Genomic DNA, 15,403 nt, shown 5'->3' with positions numbered 1-15,403 from the left:
CACCCCTGGAGGATCGCCGCATGGTCACAATTTCTGAAGGAGACGGCCAATGGCTGAGAACCTGGTTCTCGACGCTGCGGCGCGTGAAGGTACGGGCAAAGGGGCTGCCCGGGCTGCACGCCGCGAGGGGATGGTCCCCGGTGTCATCTACGGTGGCGGGCAGGACCCGGTCACCATCTCGGTGAAGTTCAACGAGCTTCTCAAGCTCCTCAAGCGTGGCAAGTTTCTGTCCACGCTGATGACCGTCAAGGTCGGCAATGACGAGCACAAGGTGATCTGCCGTGCCGTCCAGCGCGACGTGGTCAAGGATCTTCCGACGCATGTCGACTTCCTGCGCCTGTCGGACCGCAGCCGGATCAACCTCTACATTCCCGTGGAGTTCGAGAACGAAGCGGCGGCTCCCGGCCTCAAGAAGGGCGGCGTGCTGACCGTTGTCCGCTCCGAGGTCGAGCTCAAGGTGACGGCGAACGCCATCCCCGAGAAGCTGGTGGTGGACCTGACCGGCCGCGAGATCGGCGACACGATCCACATCTCCGACATCACGCTGCCACAGGGCACGCGCCCGATGATCACCGACCGCGACTTCGTCATCGCGAACATCCAGGCGCCGAGCGGCCTGGCCTCGCAGAAGGACGACGAGGACGGTGAGGGCGAAGAGGCCGAGACCGAGGCGGCCGCCGAGGAGTGATCCTCTTCCCGCTGGACCGCTTTGCGCGCACCGCTTACATGAGCGGTGCGCGTTTTCGTTTCTGAACTCGGGAGGGACGGCATGAAACTCTTCGTCGGTCTCGGCAATCCCGGCGCGAAATACGCGCGCAACCGGCACAACATCGGCTTCATGGCTCTGGATCGGATCGCCTCCGATCACGGCTTCTCCCCCTGGCGGGCGAAGTTCCAGGGCGAGGTGGCCGAGGGGCGGCTGGGCACCGCGAAGGTGGTGCTGCTGAAGCCCACGACCTTCATGAACAATTCCGGCCAGTCCGTGGGCGAGGCCCTGCGCTTCTGGAAGCTGGGCGCGGAGGATCTCACCGTCTTCCATGACGAGCTCGACCTCGCGCCCGGCAAGGTGCGGGTCAAGCGCGGCGGCGGGCATGCCGGGCATAACGGCCTGCGCTCGATCCACGCCCATGTCAGTCCCGACTACGCGCGGGTGAGGCTTGGAATCGGACATCCCGGCCACAAGGACCGGGTGTCTGGATACGTTCTTTCGGATTTTGCCAAGGCCGAGGAAGGCTGGCTCGACGACGTCATGCGCGGTGTGTCGGATGGCGCGGTCGAGCTTGCCGCCGGCGATGATGGGCGGTTTCTGAACGCGGTGGCCCTGCGTGTCGCGCCGCCGCGCAGCGGTACCGGAAAAAAGGCGGGGGAAGGCGACCCCACACCTTCCCCCGCACCCCCTATCCAACCCGATCCCCCGTCCGGGCCGTTCGCGAAACTCGCCGACCGGTTTCGCCGCGGATGACCGCACTAGGGAGCTCCGCAGGGCGGGACGGTGTCCGATTCCGCCAGCCCTGTCAGTTCGTTCTGAAGCAGCGTCACAGCCCCCTGTGCCTGCACCAGAAGCCGTGAGCTCGCATCGCGCAGAAGTGCGAGCTCCGGCTGGGTCGGCCGTGCCCCGCTGACGGCCGACATTATGGCGGGCCGGATGGCCTCCACGTCACGGCGCATGCAGGCCAGCACCGGCTCCACCGCGCGGCTCGGCGGCAGCATCCGCTCGTCCACATTGCCGTTCTCCATGTCGCGCAGCGCGGTGTCGAAGCGCTCGAAGCTCCCGGCGAGCCGCTGGCGTGCGGCGTCCGAGTTAACTTCGAGGGCAACGAGGCAGTGCTGGTTGGCGACTCGCTGTGAGAGCATCCGCTGCGCGGCATAGACGTTGAGCGTTCGCGACTCCTCAGGCCCCAGCGTGTTGCCGCGCGCGTACTTCTCCTCGTAGTGGGAGACCGTCATGTCGAGGTCGTCGAGGATGCTCTGCCCCCGTTCGGCCATGTCGTGGAGCTCCGTCCCCTCCGCGTAGCCCCGCGCTGCGATGTAGACCGCCGACGTCTCGAAGGTTTGCCACGGGACCAGCACCCGGTCCTCGTAGTCGCTGCGGATGATCGGAGAGCGCTCCGGATCCAGCCCGATCCCGTCATCCCCGTCGAGGATCAGGCTGGTCCGTCGCTTGAACTCCGCGATGTCTGCATTCAGGCGCATCGACATGGCCGGGTCGCCCAGGCCTGCAGCGGTGTAGCACGCCCCGCGCAGGGCTCTCTGCGACAGCATCCGCTGCGACCCCGCGAGGTCGATGCGCAGCAGACCCTGGTCTTCCCGGCTAAGTGTCTGGGCGGGCGAGATGGACGTAAACGCCACCAAGAACACACTCGTAAATCCTGCTAGAAGTCTCATACCTTACCTCGTTCCACTCGCCCCTCCAGATAGTAGAAGCACAGCTAGAATTTTTGTCAATTTTTAGGCAAATTGCCAGAGCATTCTATCTTTACTATCGCTCGTGGAGCTGAGTCGCGGCCTGGCAACCGGACCGCGTATTCGCGAAAGATCATTGCAGTTGCAATCGGCGTGGAACGCTGTAGTTCTCGCGCCGCGACTGCTATGCGGCGCTCAAATCCATCAGCATAGGTGACTTAATGATTCTCGCTCCGGCGCTTCAGCGGCATTTTCAGCAGTTGCTCAGCATGTCCGCGCCCCAAGCGCGAATCGAAGTCCTGTCCGGTCTGACCGTCGCCCTCGCCCTCGTACCCGAGGCTGTCGCTTTCGCCTTCGTCGCGGGCGTCGATCCTCTCGTGGGTCTCTACGCGGCCTTCATGGTAGGGCTCATCACCTCCGTCATGGGCGGACGGCCCGGCATGATCTCCGGCGCGACCGGGGCGCTCGCGGTCGTCATGGTCAGCCTCGTGGCGGAGCATGGCGTGCAATACCTCTTCGCCACCGTGGTTCTGATGGGGATCATCCAGATCGGCTTCGGCACCCTGCGCTGGGGTAAGTTCATCCGGCTGGTGCCGCAGCCCGTCATGATGGGCTTCGTCAACGGGCTCGCCATCGTGATCTTCCTCGCCCAGCTCGAGCAGTTCCAGATCGCGACGCCCACGGGGGAGGAATGGCTGTCGGGCCCCGCGCTCTACACCATGCTTGCACTCGTCGCTCTCGCCATGGCGATCATCTGGCTGCTGCCACGCTTTACCAAGGCCGTGCCCGCACCCCTCGTCGCCATCGTAGGCGTCTGGGCGGTGGTGCAACTCCTTGGCATCGACACGCGCAACGTGGGCGACATGGCGAGCATCGAGGGCGGCTTCCCCGCCTTCGCCATCCCCACGGTCCCGCTGACGCTGGAGACGCTGGAGATCATCCTGCCCTACGCGATCATCCTCGCGGGCATCGGTCTGATCGAGAGCCTGCTCACTCTCAACCTGATCGACGAGATTACGGAGACGCAGGGCCGCAACTCGCGTGAGTGCATCGCGCAGGGCTGCGCCAACGTCGTCACCGGCTTCTTCGGCGGGATGGGCGGCTGCGCGATGATTGGCCAGTCGATGATCAACATCTCCTCCGGCGCACGCCACCGGCTGTCGGGGATCATCGCGGCGCTGGCGCTGCTCTCCTTCATCCTCTTCGGCTCTGCGCTCATCGAGCAGATCCCGCTCGCCGCCCTGACCGGCGTGATGTTCATGGTCGTCATCGGCACTTTTGCCTGGCGGACGTTCCAGGTGATGCGCCGCGTGCCGCGCTCCGACGCGTTCCTGATCGTCGTGGTGACCGGCGTGACCGTGATCGCCGACCTCGCCATCGCCGTGGTCGTCGGCATCATTCTCGCGAGCCTCGTCCACTCCTGGCGCGTCAGCCGCCTCGTCAGCGCGCGCACCTGGCGGTCGGAGGATGACCGGGTGAAGACCTATCACCTCAACGGCCCGGTGATGTTCGCCTCCACCGACAAGTTCAAGGAGCTCTTCACGCCGAAGACCGATCCGGACCGCGTGATCGCCGACTTCACCGACAGCCGCGTCTGGGACATGTCCGGCGTCGATGCGCTCAAGAGCGTGGCGCAGCGCTACGTGCGCGAGGGCAAGACGCTGGAGTTCCATGGGCTCTCCCCCGACTGCGCCCGGCGCCTCGGCGACTACACGGACCTCGTGGTGCGGGACGAGGCGCACGACCCGAAATACGAGCTCGCCGTCGACCGCGACAATCCGCCGGGGGCGCCGGCCGCGCATTGAGGAAGGGCGCCTCAGAGGTGTAACAGGCTCGTCACACACGGCCCCTACGACGTTGGAGCAAAGGACTAACCCTTTGTAATAGTATAACGTTACAGGGTCACCTCATGAAAACGCTCTCCACGCTGATGCTGTCCGCAGCATTCATCGCGTCCGCCGCCGCCGCCCAGGACACCCCCGCGCAGGCCGAGAACCGGTGGTTTACCGACGGCCAGGCCCGCCTGCAGGAGGCACTCGCCCAGCAGCCGATCGAGGGCCGCGCGCGCAACGTCATCCTGATGATCGCGGACGGCAACGGTGTCGGTACCAACTACGCCACACGCCTGTTCCACGGCCAGCAGAACGGCAATTTCGGGGACGAGAACGTTCTGCCCTACGAGACGATGCCGAACCTCGGCCTCGTGAAGACCTATAACGTGAACGCGCAGACGCCGGACTCCGCCGGCACGGGCACCGCGATGCATGCGGGTGTGAAGACCGATGCGGGCGTGATCGGTGTCGATGAGGACGTGGTGCGCGGCGACTGCTCCACCGTTCCGGGCAACGAGGTCACATCGATTGCCGCCATGATGACCGATGTCGGCCGCTCGGTCGGCGTCGTCTCCACAGCGCGGATCACCCACGCGACCCCGGCGTCCTCCTATGCCGTGTCCGCCGACCGCAACTTCGAGGACTCCGTGCCCGAGGGTTGCGCCCACACCGACATCGCCACCCAGCTCATCGACGCGATGGAGGCGGGCACCATCGACCTCGCCATGGGCGGCGGCCGCCGTCACTTCCTGCCCGAGGACGTGACCGACGCCGAGGGGTCCAACGGCCGCCGCGCTGACGGCACCAACCTTGTCGAGCGGGCCGAGAGCATCGGCGCCACCGTCGTCTTTGATCAGGAGGGGTTCGACGCCCTCGACCTGACCGCGGGCACCCCGGTGCTGGGCCTCTTCGAGAGCTCCCACATGCAGTACGAGGCCGACCGTGACGGCGAGCCCTCGCTGGCCGAGATGACGACCGCCGCCATCGAGGCGCTGAGCCAGAACGAGGAGGGCTTCTTCCTCTCCGTCGAGGCGGGCCGCGTCGATCACGCCAACCACGGCGGCAACCTCGCCCGCGTGGTGCGCGATGGCGTCGCCTTCGCCGAGGCCGTGCAGGCCGCGATGGACGCGACCGACCCGTCCGAGACGCTGATCATCGTCACCGCCGACCACGAGCATGCCATCGCCTTCAACGGCTATTGCGGCCGCGGCACCGACATCCTCGGCCTCTGTATGGGTGTGAACGACGGCGACGGGATCGAGCATACTGGCGAGCCGGAGCTCGCGGATGACGGCAAGCCCTACAGCGTCGTCGGCTACCTCAACGGCCCGGGCTCTGTGCTGATCGAGCAGACCGACGGCAGCTTCTTTGGCACGCGTCCGAACCCCGATCAGGGCGAGGCGACGGATCTGGAGTATCTGCAGCAGGCGCTGATCCCCAAGGGGTCCGAAACCCACTCGGGCGAGGACGTGGCCGTCTACGCGATGGGGCCGTGGGCGCACCTGCTCAACGGCACCATCGAGCAGAACTTCATCTTCCACGTGATGCACTACGCGGCCTTCGAGGCCGAGTGATCGAGCGTACCGTCACGTGAGATTGAGCGGGGTCCGGTTCGACCGGGCTCCGCACCCTGTTATAACATGGCAAAGACGTTGGACGTCATGGAGTACCCGATGGACCGCCGCCTGTTCCTCGCCACCAGCCTCGCCGCGCCCTACCTCGCCGCCGCACCGCTGCGCGCGCAGGAGGAGGGCAGCGCCGAGGGCGACGCGCTGCGCATGCGCGACCTCTACAACCGCGACAGAAGCTTCTCCGACCTCGCGCGCGACCTTCAGGGACAGCGTATCGAGGTCGAGGGCTTCATGGCGCCGCCGCTCCTCGCCAACTCCGTCTTCTTCGTGCTGACGAAGCGGCCGATGTCGGTGTGCCCGTTCTGCGAGACGGCCGCCGAGTGGCCCGACGATATCCTCGCCGTCTATTCCAAGCGCGTGGTGCGCCCGACCCCATTCAACGTTCGGATCGAGACGCGCGGCGTGCTGGAGATCGGCGACTACCGCGATCCCGAGACCGGCTTCCTGAGCCGCGTTCGCCTCTCCGACGCGACCTTCGGCCGGGCCTGATGGGCCTGCCGCTTGAGGTTCGCGGCCTGGTCCTGACCGGCGACGAGGGCGAGCGCATCCTGCATGTCCCCGCCCTCGACATCGCGACAGGAACGGCGGTGGCGCTGCGCGGACCGTCGGGTGCGGGCAAGTCCACCTTCCTCCACGCCGTCAGCGGCCTGCGCGAGGTGGCGGAGGGCACCGTGACCTGGGACGGGGCCGACGTCGCGGCCCTCGCGCCGGAGCGCCGCGCCGCCTTCCGGCGGGACGCGCTCGGCATCGTCTTCCAGGACCACCTGCTCTTCGAGGAACTCGACGCGCTCGGCAATGCCTCCATCGCCACCGGTTTTGCCCGCCGCCGGGATCGCGCCGTGATCCGCGAGCGGGCGCGCACCGCGCTCGGCCGCCTCGGCATCGCGCAGGCCGAGGGCCGCCGCGTCGCCAGCTTCTCCGGCGGGGAACGCCAGCGCGTCGCCGTCGCCCGTGCCCTCGCCGCCGGGCCCAGGGTGCTGCTCGCCGATGAGCCCACGGCCAATCTCGATCGGGAGACGGCGGACCGGCTGATCGAGGATGTCGTGGCGCTGGTGCGCGAGCAGGGCCTCACGCTCCTCGTCGCCAGCCACGATCCGCACCTGATCGCCCGCATGGACCGGGTGCTGGAGGTTCGCGACGGCACCATCGTCGAACCAGGGCGGGAGGCCGCCGTTGCCTGATGCCCTCCTCGACATCTGGTACGGGCTGCCGGCGATCGCGCAGGACATCCTGCTGCTCGTCGCCCTCCTGCTGCCCGTCGTCCTGATCGCGCTCGTCGTGCTCCGTGGCTTCGCGCCTGCGCCGCTGCTGCGCGCCCTCGTCACGCGCCACCTTGGCATCAACGCGGTCTTCGTCGCGCTGATCGCGTGCGCTGTCGGTGTGGGGGCCGCGCTGATCGTCCAGGAACGCGCCCTGCGCGCCGCCAGTGCGGACGCCGCCAATCCCTTCCCGCTGGTCATCGGCACACCGGGCAGCGAGACGACGCTGCTCTTCTCCTCCGTTTACTTGCAGCCCAACGATGTCGGCCTGATCGATGGCCCCGCCTTCGCCGAGATCTCGGAGCATCCGCGCGTCGCCATGGCCGCCCCCCTCGCCTTCGGCGACAGCTGGCAAGGCGCGCCGGTCGTCGGCACCATTGCCCCGTTCATCGAACACCTCGCCGGAGCGTCCGTGGAAGGCCGCCTCTTCGAATCCTACTCCGAAGCCGTGGCGGGCGCCGACGTGCCCCTCACCCTCGGCGACACCTTCGAGCCCGCCCACGGGATCGGGGAAGAGGTCGAGCACGGCGCGCATGAGGGTGTGGAGATTACCGTCGTCGGTCGCATGGCCCGTACCGGCACCCCCTGGGACCGCGCGATCCTCGTCCCCGCCGAACAGGTGTGGGAGACGCATGGCCTCGGCAACGGCCACGCCTTCGACCAGCCCGACGCGCTCGGCCCGCCCTATGAGCCGCAGTGGTTTCCCGGCACGCCCGCGGCCCTCGTGGTGCCGACGGAGCTCTACGCCGCCTATTCCCTGCGCGAGCAGTTCACCCGTGACGACCTGATGGCGATCCTGCCCGCCGCGGTGCTGACCGAGTTGCACCTGCTGATGGGCGACATCCGCGCCGCGGCCTCCGTCATGACGGTGGCGAGCCAGGTGCTGGTGGCCGTCGCGGTGCTGGCCGGGCTGGCACTGCTCACCCGCCTTTTCGCCCGGCAACTCGCGTTGCTCCGCGCGCTGGGCGCGCCCCGCCGCTTCATCGCAGCGACGCTCTGGAGCTACGCAGCCCTGCTGATCGGCCTCGGCGCGGCGCTGGGCCTCGGCCTTGCGCTCGCACTGACCGGCGTGCTTTCCGCGATCATCTCGGAACGGACGGGCCTCGCGGTCTCTGGCCGGTTGGGCTGGGCGGAGATCCACCTCGTCGCCGCCTTCGTCAGCGCATCAGCCCTCGCCGCCCTCCTGCCCGTGCGCGCCGCCTTCAGCCGCAACGCCGTTGAGGCGCTCCGCGGATAGGCTTGGATATCTTGCGTCCGCAGGATTGCGCGTATTTATGCAAAGAAGAAATCTGCAGTGTCTTCTTCTTTGTCCAAATACGCGATAACCCGACGGTGATCGTCGGGCGCCGCCCCTAGAAGCGCTCCACCCACGGCCGCACCGTCAGCTCGTTCGACCAGGTCGAGCGGTCCTGCCGCACCAGCCCCAGATATTCCCGCGCGATCGCGTCGGGGTCGAGCATCGAGCCCGCCACCTCCTCCGTCCGGCCAGGATTGCGGATCGCGCCGTCGATGTTGATCCAGGCGACATGGATGCCCTTCGGATGCAGCTCCCGGCTCAGCGATTGGGCAAGGCCCCGTTGCGCGAACTTGCCCATGGCAAAGCTCGACGAGTTGGGGAAGCCCTTCACCCCCGCCGACGCCCCCGTCATTAGGATCGTGCCCGAGCCGCGCTCGACCATCCCCGGCACAACAGCCCGCGCCACGAGGAACGCGCCGAAGGCCGTGACCTCCAGCGCTTTGCGCACCGCTTCGGGCTCCAGCTCTTGCACGGGGCCGCGGACGCGGGCCGACGGATTGTAGATCACGACGTCGGGGACAGCGGGCACGGCGGCAAACAGCGCCTCGACCGACGACGGGTCGGAGGCGTCGCACATGTGCTGCGACGCCCCCGTCTCCGCTACCAGTCCCGTCAGTTTGTCGGTGTTGCGCGCCGCGAGGGCGAGGTCATAGCCCTCCGCCGCGAAGAGACGGGCGAGGGAGGCGGATAGTCCGTCCCCCACGCCCACGATTAAAGCCAGGTCCGCCATTGCGCTCCTCCCACACCATACCCCTCACCACGTGTGGCGCGGGAGGAGCGCGTCCAGCGGTCTGGACCTCAGAGAGCGGCCGTCCGGTCGAGGTCGTCGCAGGTGATCGGATCGGCGGGTTCGCCGGCCGCGATCTCCCCTTCAAAGAGCTCCATGGCCGCGTGGCTGCGATGCTCCAGCGTGTGGGCGTGGCCGTTCACCTCGCGCAGCTCCTCCAGCGTCGGGCTGGTTTCACCCGACACATAAGGCGACAGCATGCCCGACACGATCTCGAACTCCGAGCGGATGCAGCGCAGCGCGCCGGCAAGCGCGGGGCTCGGCGGCAGGATCTTCTCGTCCATGCTGCCCGCCTCGGCGAGCGTCAGGCGCCGGTCGAAATCGGCGAGCGTCGCCGCCATCTCGTCCCGCACGCCGTTGGTGCCGGTCAGGACCATGCAGTACTCCGCATCGAGCAAGTCGGACTCGGCGCGCAGGTGGCCGAGATTGTCGAGCGTGCTCGTCTCCAGCAGGCTCATGCGCCCGTGCATGAAGGCGCGGCCGATCTCCTCGACCAGCCCTTCGGCGGCGTAGACCACCTTGTCGTGCTCGTCATGCATGGCGTTGAGATAGGCGGGCCCGAACTCGCCATTGCTGGCATAGCGGGCATAGTTGATGACGAAGGGAGAGACCTCCTCCAACCAGCTCAGGGCCTCCACCGCCGCGGGGGCGCGCAGTGCGGGGATGTCCGCGACGTTGTCTCCCTCGCGCAGGGCACGGATCGAGCTTTCGTAAGCCTCCACCTCGCTCAGCAGTTTCTGCGTGGGGTTGTCATCCTCCAGACCGGCTGTGACGTGACAGGCATACATGCCCATCCGTTCGATGGCGGTCAGGATCCGTTCCGCGGTGTCGATGGTCCGCAGACCTTGGAGCTTCAGGGTATCGGCCTCTTCGGCATGCGCCGAAGGAGCAAGGCCGCACACCACAGCAAACGCGATGGCCTTCTTCATTCTATACCTCCCGAACTGTCGAACAATAAGTGCCGACGACGAGGCTATAGAATGGATAAAATTTGAGATAATTGTGGAGCTAAATCAGGACTGATTGTCGCACCCGAACCGGTTCGAGTCCAAGAAAGAAAGGGCGGCCCGCGGGCCGCCCTCTCGGGGTCAGGTGATTTTGGACAGAAGTGTGTCCAGCGATGCCTTCGCGTCTCCATACAACATCCGGCTGTTCTCCTTGAAGAACAACGGATTCTCGATTCCGGAGTAGCCCGTGCCCTGGCCGCGCTTGGAGATGAAGACTTGCTTCGACTTCCAGACCTCCAGAACCGGCATCCCCGCGATTGGGGAGTTCGGATCCTCCTGCGCGGCCGGGTTCACGATGTCGTTCGCGCCGATGACGATGACGACGTCGGTATCGGGGAAGTCGTCGTTGATCTCCTCCATCTCCAGCACGATGTCGTAGGGCACCTTCGCCTCGGCCAGCAGCACGTTCATGTGCCCTGGCAGACGGCCCGCGACGGGGTGGATGGCGAAGCGCACCTCCTTGCCCTTCGCCCGCAGGCGCCGCGTCAGCTCGCTGACCGAGCTCTGCGCCTGTGCGACCGCGAGCCCGTAGCCCGGCACGATGATGATACTGTCCGCCTCGTCTATCGCTGTGGCCACGGAGTCGGCGTCGGTCGCCACCATCTCGCCCTCGACCTCCATCGCCGGGCCACCGTCGCCGCCGAACCCGCCGAGGATGACCGAGATGAAGGAGCGGTTCATCGCCTTGCACATGATGTAGCTGAGGATCGCACCGGAGGAGCCGACCAGCGCCCCCACCACGATCAGCAGATCGTTGCCAAGGCTGAAGCCGATCGCCGCCGCCGCCCAGCCTGAGTAGCTGTTGAGCATCGAGACCACGACCGGCATGTCCGCCCCGCCGATCCCCATGATGAGGTGGTATCCGATGAAGAGGGCGAGCAGCGTCAGCAGGATCAGCGTCCACGTCCCCGCACCGCCCAGATAGAGGATGGCGAAGAGCAGAGAGAGCCCTGCAGCGCCCGCGTTCAGCAAGTGCCCGCCCGGCAGCTTCTTCGCCGCGCTGTCCACCTTGCCCGCCAGCTTGCCATAGGCGATGACCGAACCGGTGAAGGTCACTGCCCCGATCCAGATGCCCAGCACCAGCTCGACCCGCAGGATGTTAATCTCAACGTTCGTCTTCTTCGCGATGAGCTGGCCGAAGGACGATAGGCCCTCATAGGCGGCGAGTGCGGTATAGGCGGCGGCGTCACCCGCCGTGCCGCCGAGCACCAGACCTTCCTCGGCAAAGACGCCCTGCAGCACGCCGATCATGATATGCGCGTTGAAGCCGACGAAGACCGCGGCGAGGCCGACCAGCGAGTGCATGGCCGCCACCAGCTCCGGCATCTGGGTCATCTGGACCCTGTTTGCGAGCTGCCAGCCGATCACCCCGCCGATGCCGACCAGCACGACCGTCAACGGCCACAGGCCCGCGCCCGGCCCGACCAGCGTTGCGAACACGGCCAGCGCCATGCCCGCGATGCCGTACCAGATCGCGCGTTTCGCGCTTTCCTGCCCGGACAGGCCACCGAGCGACAGGATGATTAGGATCGCCGCGACCACATAGGCCGCAATCAGAAGTGCGTTATCCATTGAAGCCGCCCCTGCTTACGATTTCTGGAACATCGCGAGCATGCGCCGCGTGACCATGAAGCCGCCGAAGATGTTGATGCCGCACATGAAGAGCGCGAGCGCGGCCAGCACCGCCACGAGGCCGCTCGACGACCCGATCTGCACCAGCGCGCCGAGGATGATGATCGAGGAGATGGCGTTGGTGATCGCCATCAGCGGCGTGTGCAGCGAGTGGCTGACATTCCAGATCACCTGGAACCCGATGAAGACCGACAGTACGAAGACGATGAAGTGCTGCATGAAGCTCGCGGGCATCCCGGGGATCGAGCCGATCAGCAGCAACAGCGCCGCACCGCCGACCAGAAGGCCGACCTGCGTCTTGGTCTGCTGCTTGAAGGCGGCGACCTCCGCCGCGGCCTTCTCTTCCGCCGTCGGCTCCTTGGGCTTCGGCTTCTGCACCGCGATCGCCTGTTTCTTGGGCGGCGGCGGCGGGAAGGTGATCTCGCCCGCATGGGTCACGGTGGCCCCGCGGATCACGTCATCCTCCATGTTGTGGACGATCACGCCGTCATTCTCCGGCGTCAGGTCGTCCATCAGGTGGCGAATGTTTGTGGCGTAGAGCGTGGAGGACTGCGTCGCCATCCGGCTCGGCAGGTCGGTGTAGCCGATGATGACGACACCGTTCTCCGTCTCGATCCGCTCGTCCTTCACGGTCAGTTCGCAGTTGCCGCCGCGCTCGGCGGCGAGGTCCACGATGACGGAGCCGGGCTTCATCGCCTCGACCATATCCTTGGTCCACAACACCGGTGCGTCCCGGTTCGGGATCAGCGCGGTGGTGATGACGATGTCCACCTCGGGTGCGAGCTCGCGGAACTTCTCGAGCTGCTTTTCCCGGAATTCGGGCGAGGAGGGGGCGGCGTAGCCACCCGTCTCGGCCCCGTCCGCCTGCTCCTCCTCGAAGTCGAGGAAGACGAACTCGGCGCCCATCGACTCGATCTGCTCGGCCACTTCGGGCCTTACGTCGAATGCATAGGTGATCGCACCCATCGAGGTCGCGGCCCCGATCGCCGCCAGCCCTGCGACGCCCGCGCCGACCACCAGCACCTTCGCCGGGGGCACCTTGCCCGCCGCGGTGATCTGCCCGGTGAAGAAGCGCCCGAAATTGTTGGAGGCCTCCACAACCGCGCGGTAGCCGCCAATGTTGGCCATGGAGCTCAGCGCATCCATCTTCTGCGCGCGGGAGATCCGCGGCACCATGTCCATCGCGACGGTGGTGGCCCCCTTGCCCTTCAGCGTCTCCAGAAGCGCCTCGTTCTGCGCCGGCCAGATGAAGGAGATCAGCGTCTGCCCGTCCCGCACGTGGTCGAGCTCATCGCCCTCAGGCGCGCGCACCCGTGTGACCACATCGGCGGCGGCATAGACGGCGGCAGCATCGGCCAGCACCTCGGCCCCGGCGGCTTCGTAATCGGCATCGTTGAAACGGGCGGCCTCGCCGGCGCCCGCCTGGATCACGCAGTCATGACCCAGTTTCTTGAGCCGGCCGACGCTCTCCGGCGTCATCGCGACGCGAGCCTCCCCCGGCCATGTCTCCTTCAACGCTCCGATCTTCATGGGGCTCCTCCCTTGGAAAGGCATGGTCGTCGTCGTGCATGACACGTGGTCCTGCGACTGGGAAGTCAAGAAATGCTGCGCCGCAGCGTCAAGGCGAAATATTCTTATCAGTTACGCTGGGGCAGATATTCCGGTTCTTTCGCGCAGCTTTCGGGTGGGCGACTCGCTGCCGAGATGCTATCCCTAGTGGCATGACGCATCTCGACCGCAACATAAGCTCCGAACGCCGTGCGATCCGCCAGCTTGACGCCCGCGCATCGAACCGGATCGCCGCCGGGGAGGTCGTCGAACGGCCGGCGAGCGCGGTGAAGGAGCTGGTGGAGAACGCGCTCGACGCCGGTGCCACGCGCATCGAGATCGCGGTGGCCGAGGGCGGCAAGACCCTGATCCGCGTCACCGACGATGGCCACGGCATTCCGAAGGACGAACTGGCGCTGGCGCTTAGCCGCCATGCCACGTCGAAGCTCGACGGCGACGACCTCATCAACATCCGCTCCTTCGGTTTCCGGGGCGAGGCGCTGCCCTCCATCGGCGCGGTTGCCCGCCTGCGCATCGCGAGCCGCACGGCAGATGCGGAGGCGTGGGAGATCCGCGTGAGCGGTGGCACGATGGAGCCCGTCGCCCCCTGCACCCTGCGCTCCGGCACCGTGGTCGAGGTTCGCGACCTCTTCCATGCCACGCCCGCCCGGCTGAAGTTCCTGCGCACGGACCGGGCAGAGATGCAGGCGATCTCCGAGGTCATCAAACGCCTGTCACTCGCCGCCCCCGCCGTCTCCTTCACCCTGCGCGACGTGTCTGGCGGCGGCGAAGGGCGCGTCACCTTCTCCGCCGAGCGGGGCGATGCGGCGAGTCGGATGGAGGCCGTGCTCGGCCGCGACTTCCGCGCCAACGCGCTGGAGATCGAGGCGGAGCGCGAGGGCATCCGCCTCACAGGCTTCGCGGCTCTGCCGACTTACTCACGCGGCGCGGCTGTTACCCAGTTCCTCTTCGTCAACGGCCGTCCGGTCCGGGACAAGGTGCTGGTCGGCGCCCTCCGCGCCGCCTATGCCGACGTGCTCTCCCGCGACCGCCACCCCGCCGCCGTCCTCTTCCTCACCTGCCCACCGGAACGTGTGGATGTGAACGTGCACCCCGCCAAGACCGAGGTCCGCTTCCGCGAGCCGGGCCTTGCCCGCGGCCTCATCGTCTCCGCGCTGAAACACGCGCTGGCCGGGGCAGGGCACCGCGCCTCCTCCACCGTCTCCGACGCGACCCTCGGTGCGATCCGCCCAGGCCCGACGGCGCCGGTCTACCAGATGGATCGCCCCTCCCTCGGCGCCCGCACCGCGTCCTACCAGGCGCAGGCGCCGGAAGGCTTCGCCGAAGCGGCCCCGGGCTGGTCCAGCGCCCGCGTCGAACCGGAGGTCATCGACGAAACGCCCGAGGCCCCCGCCGAGCATCCCCTCGGCGTCGCCCGCGCGCACCTGCACGAGAACTGGATCGTCGCCCAGACTGCCGACGGCATGGTCCTCGTCGATGCCCACGCGGCGCACGAACGCCTCGTCTACGAGCGGCTCAAGACCCAGTACGCCGAACGCGGCGTGGCGTCGCAGGCGCTGCTGATCCCCGACATCGTGGAGCTCTCCACCTCCGACCGCGACCGCCTGCTCGCCGTGGCCGAGGGCCTAGCCGCCCTTGGCCTCGCCATCGAGCCCTTCGGCCCCTCCGCCATCGCGGTCCAGTCGATCCCCGCGCTGCTCGGCCAGGCCGACGGGGCCGCCATCCTGCGCGACGTGCTCGACGAGCTTGTGGACAAGGGTGAAACCCGCGCCATCGCCGAGCGGATCGACGCCATCCTGTCCCGCGTCGCCTGTCACGGCTCGGTCCGCACCGGCCGCCGGATGCAGGCCGAGGAGATGAACGCGCTGTTGCGGGAGATGGAGGCCACCCCCTTCTCCGGCCAGTGCAACCACGGTCGGCCCACCTACGTGGAGCTGAAGCTCTCCGACATCGAGCGTCTGTTCGGGCGCTGAGCCGCCGCACTTG

The 15,403-nt window shown here is 67.3% G+C and carries 13 protein-coding genes; 8 read left to right on the top strand and 5 right to left on the bottom strand.

From position 1 onward, the window contains the following. Positions 1 to 49: 49 nt before the first annotated feature. Entirely contained in the window at positions 50 to 688 is a 639-nt protein-coding gene (locus I0K15_RS08935; protein ID WP_196105088.1) for a 50S ribosomal protein L25/general stress protein Ctc, read from the top strand. Between the two features lie 81 nt (positions 689 to 769). After that, positions 770 to 1,462, top strand: coding sequence for an aminoacyl-tRNA hydrolase (gene pth / locus I0K15_RS08930; protein ID WP_196105087.1), 693 nt, complete (start codon positions 770 to 772; stop codon positions 1,460 to 1,462). 5 nt (positions 1,463 to 1,467) lie between these two features. Here pth and I0K15_RS08925 read toward each other — a convergent pair whose 3' ends face one another. Next, positions 1,468 to 2,349, bottom strand: coding sequence for a type IV pili methyl-accepting chemotaxis transducer N-terminal domain-containing protein (locus tag I0K15_RS08925; protein WP_230374362.1), 882 nt, complete (start codon positions 2,347 to 2,349; stop codon positions 1,468 to 1,470). Between the two features lie 323 nt (positions 2,350 to 2,672). Between I0K15_RS08925 and I0K15_RS08920 the strand changes: the two genes are divergently transcribed. From I0K15_RS08920 to I0K15_RS08900, 5 genes are all read left to right on the top strand, one after another. Then, a complete protein-coding gene (locus tag I0K15_RS08920; protein WP_230374361.1) occupies positions 2,673 to 4,208 on the top strand; it encodes a SulP family inorganic anion transporter in 1,536 nt (511 codons plus the stop codon). A 104-nt stretch (positions 4,209 to 4,312) separates the two neighbouring features. Further along, a complete protein-coding gene (locus tag I0K15_RS08915; RefSeq protein ID WP_196105084.1) occupies positions 4,313 to 5,809 on the top strand; it encodes an alkaline phosphatase in 1,497 nt (498 codons plus the stop codon). A gap of 66 nt (positions 5,810 to 5,875) precedes the next feature. Next, positions 5,876 to 6,355, top strand: coding sequence for a hypothetical protein (locus I0K15_RS08910; protein ID WP_230374360.1), 480 nt, complete (start codon positions 5,876 to 5,878; stop codon positions 6,353 to 6,355). Next, positions 6,355 to 7,047 carry an ABC transporter ATP-binding protein gene (locus tag I0K15_RS08905; RefSeq protein WP_196105083.1) on the top strand — a complete coding sequence of 231 codons (693 nt, stop codon included), beginning with the start codon at positions 6,355 to 6,357 and terminating at the stop codon, positions 7,045 to 7,047. Before I0K15_RS08910 ends, I0K15_RS08905 begins: the two co-directional genes overlap by 1 nt. Continuing rightward, a complete protein-coding gene (locus I0K15_RS08900; protein ID WP_196105082.1) occupies positions 7,040 to 8,362 on the top strand; it encodes an ABC transporter permease in 1,323 nt (440 codons plus the stop codon). Before I0K15_RS08905 ends, I0K15_RS08900 begins: the two co-directional genes overlap by 8 nt. A 115-nt stretch (positions 8,363 to 8,477) precedes the next feature. Here the strand turns inward: I0K15_RS08900 and I0K15_RS08895 are convergent, their stop codons facing one another. From I0K15_RS08895 to I0K15_RS08880, 4 genes are all read right to left on the bottom strand, one after another. After that, the gene (locus I0K15_RS08895) at positions 8,478 to 9,152 is read right to left on the bottom strand and encodes an SDR family NAD(P)-dependent oxidoreductase (RefSeq protein WP_196105081.1); all 675 of its coding nucleotides are present in this window, start codon (positions 9,150 to 9,152) and stop codon (positions 8,478 to 8,480) included. A gap of 68 nt (positions 9,153 to 9,220) precedes the next feature. Continuing rightward, entirely contained in the window at positions 9,221 to 10,138 is a 918-nt protein-coding gene (locus I0K15_RS08890; RefSeq protein WP_196105080.1) for a hypothetical protein, read from the bottom strand. Between the two features lie 159 nt (positions 10,139 to 10,297). Then, on the bottom strand, positions 10,298 to 11,788 hold the full coding sequence (locus I0K15_RS08885) for an NAD(P)(+) transhydrogenase (Re/Si-specific) subunit beta (protein WP_196105079.1): 1,491 nt from the start codon (positions 11,786 to 11,788) through the stop codon (positions 10,298 to 10,300). Positions 11,789 to 11,803: 15 nt separating this feature from the next. After that, positions 11,804 to 13,378 (bottom strand): Re/Si-specific NAD(P)(+) transhydrogenase subunit alpha, encoded by a 1,575-nt coding sequence (locus tag I0K15_RS08880; protein WP_196105078.1) that lies wholly within the window; start codon positions 13,376 to 13,378, stop codon positions 11,804 to 11,806. Positions 13,379 to 13,569: 191 nt separating this feature from the next. Here I0K15_RS08880 and mutL point away from each other — a divergent pair, with 191 nt between their 5' ends. Then, positions 13,570 to 15,390 (top strand): DNA mismatch repair endonuclease MutL, encoded by a 1,821-nt coding sequence (mutL, locus tag I0K15_RS08875; protein ID WP_196105077.1) that lies wholly within the window; start codon positions 13,570 to 13,572, stop codon positions 15,388 to 15,390. Positions 15,391 to 15,403: the final 13 nt, after the last annotated feature.

It is taken from the genome of Pontivivens ytuae (genome assembly GCF_015679265.1).
GTDB lineage: Bacteria > Pseudomonadota > Alphaproteobacteria > Rhodobacterales > Rhodobacteraceae > Pontivivens > Pontivivens ytuae.
Note: the sequence above shows the minus strand (reverse complement) of the source record. Positions and strands in the feature narration are given on the sequence as shown.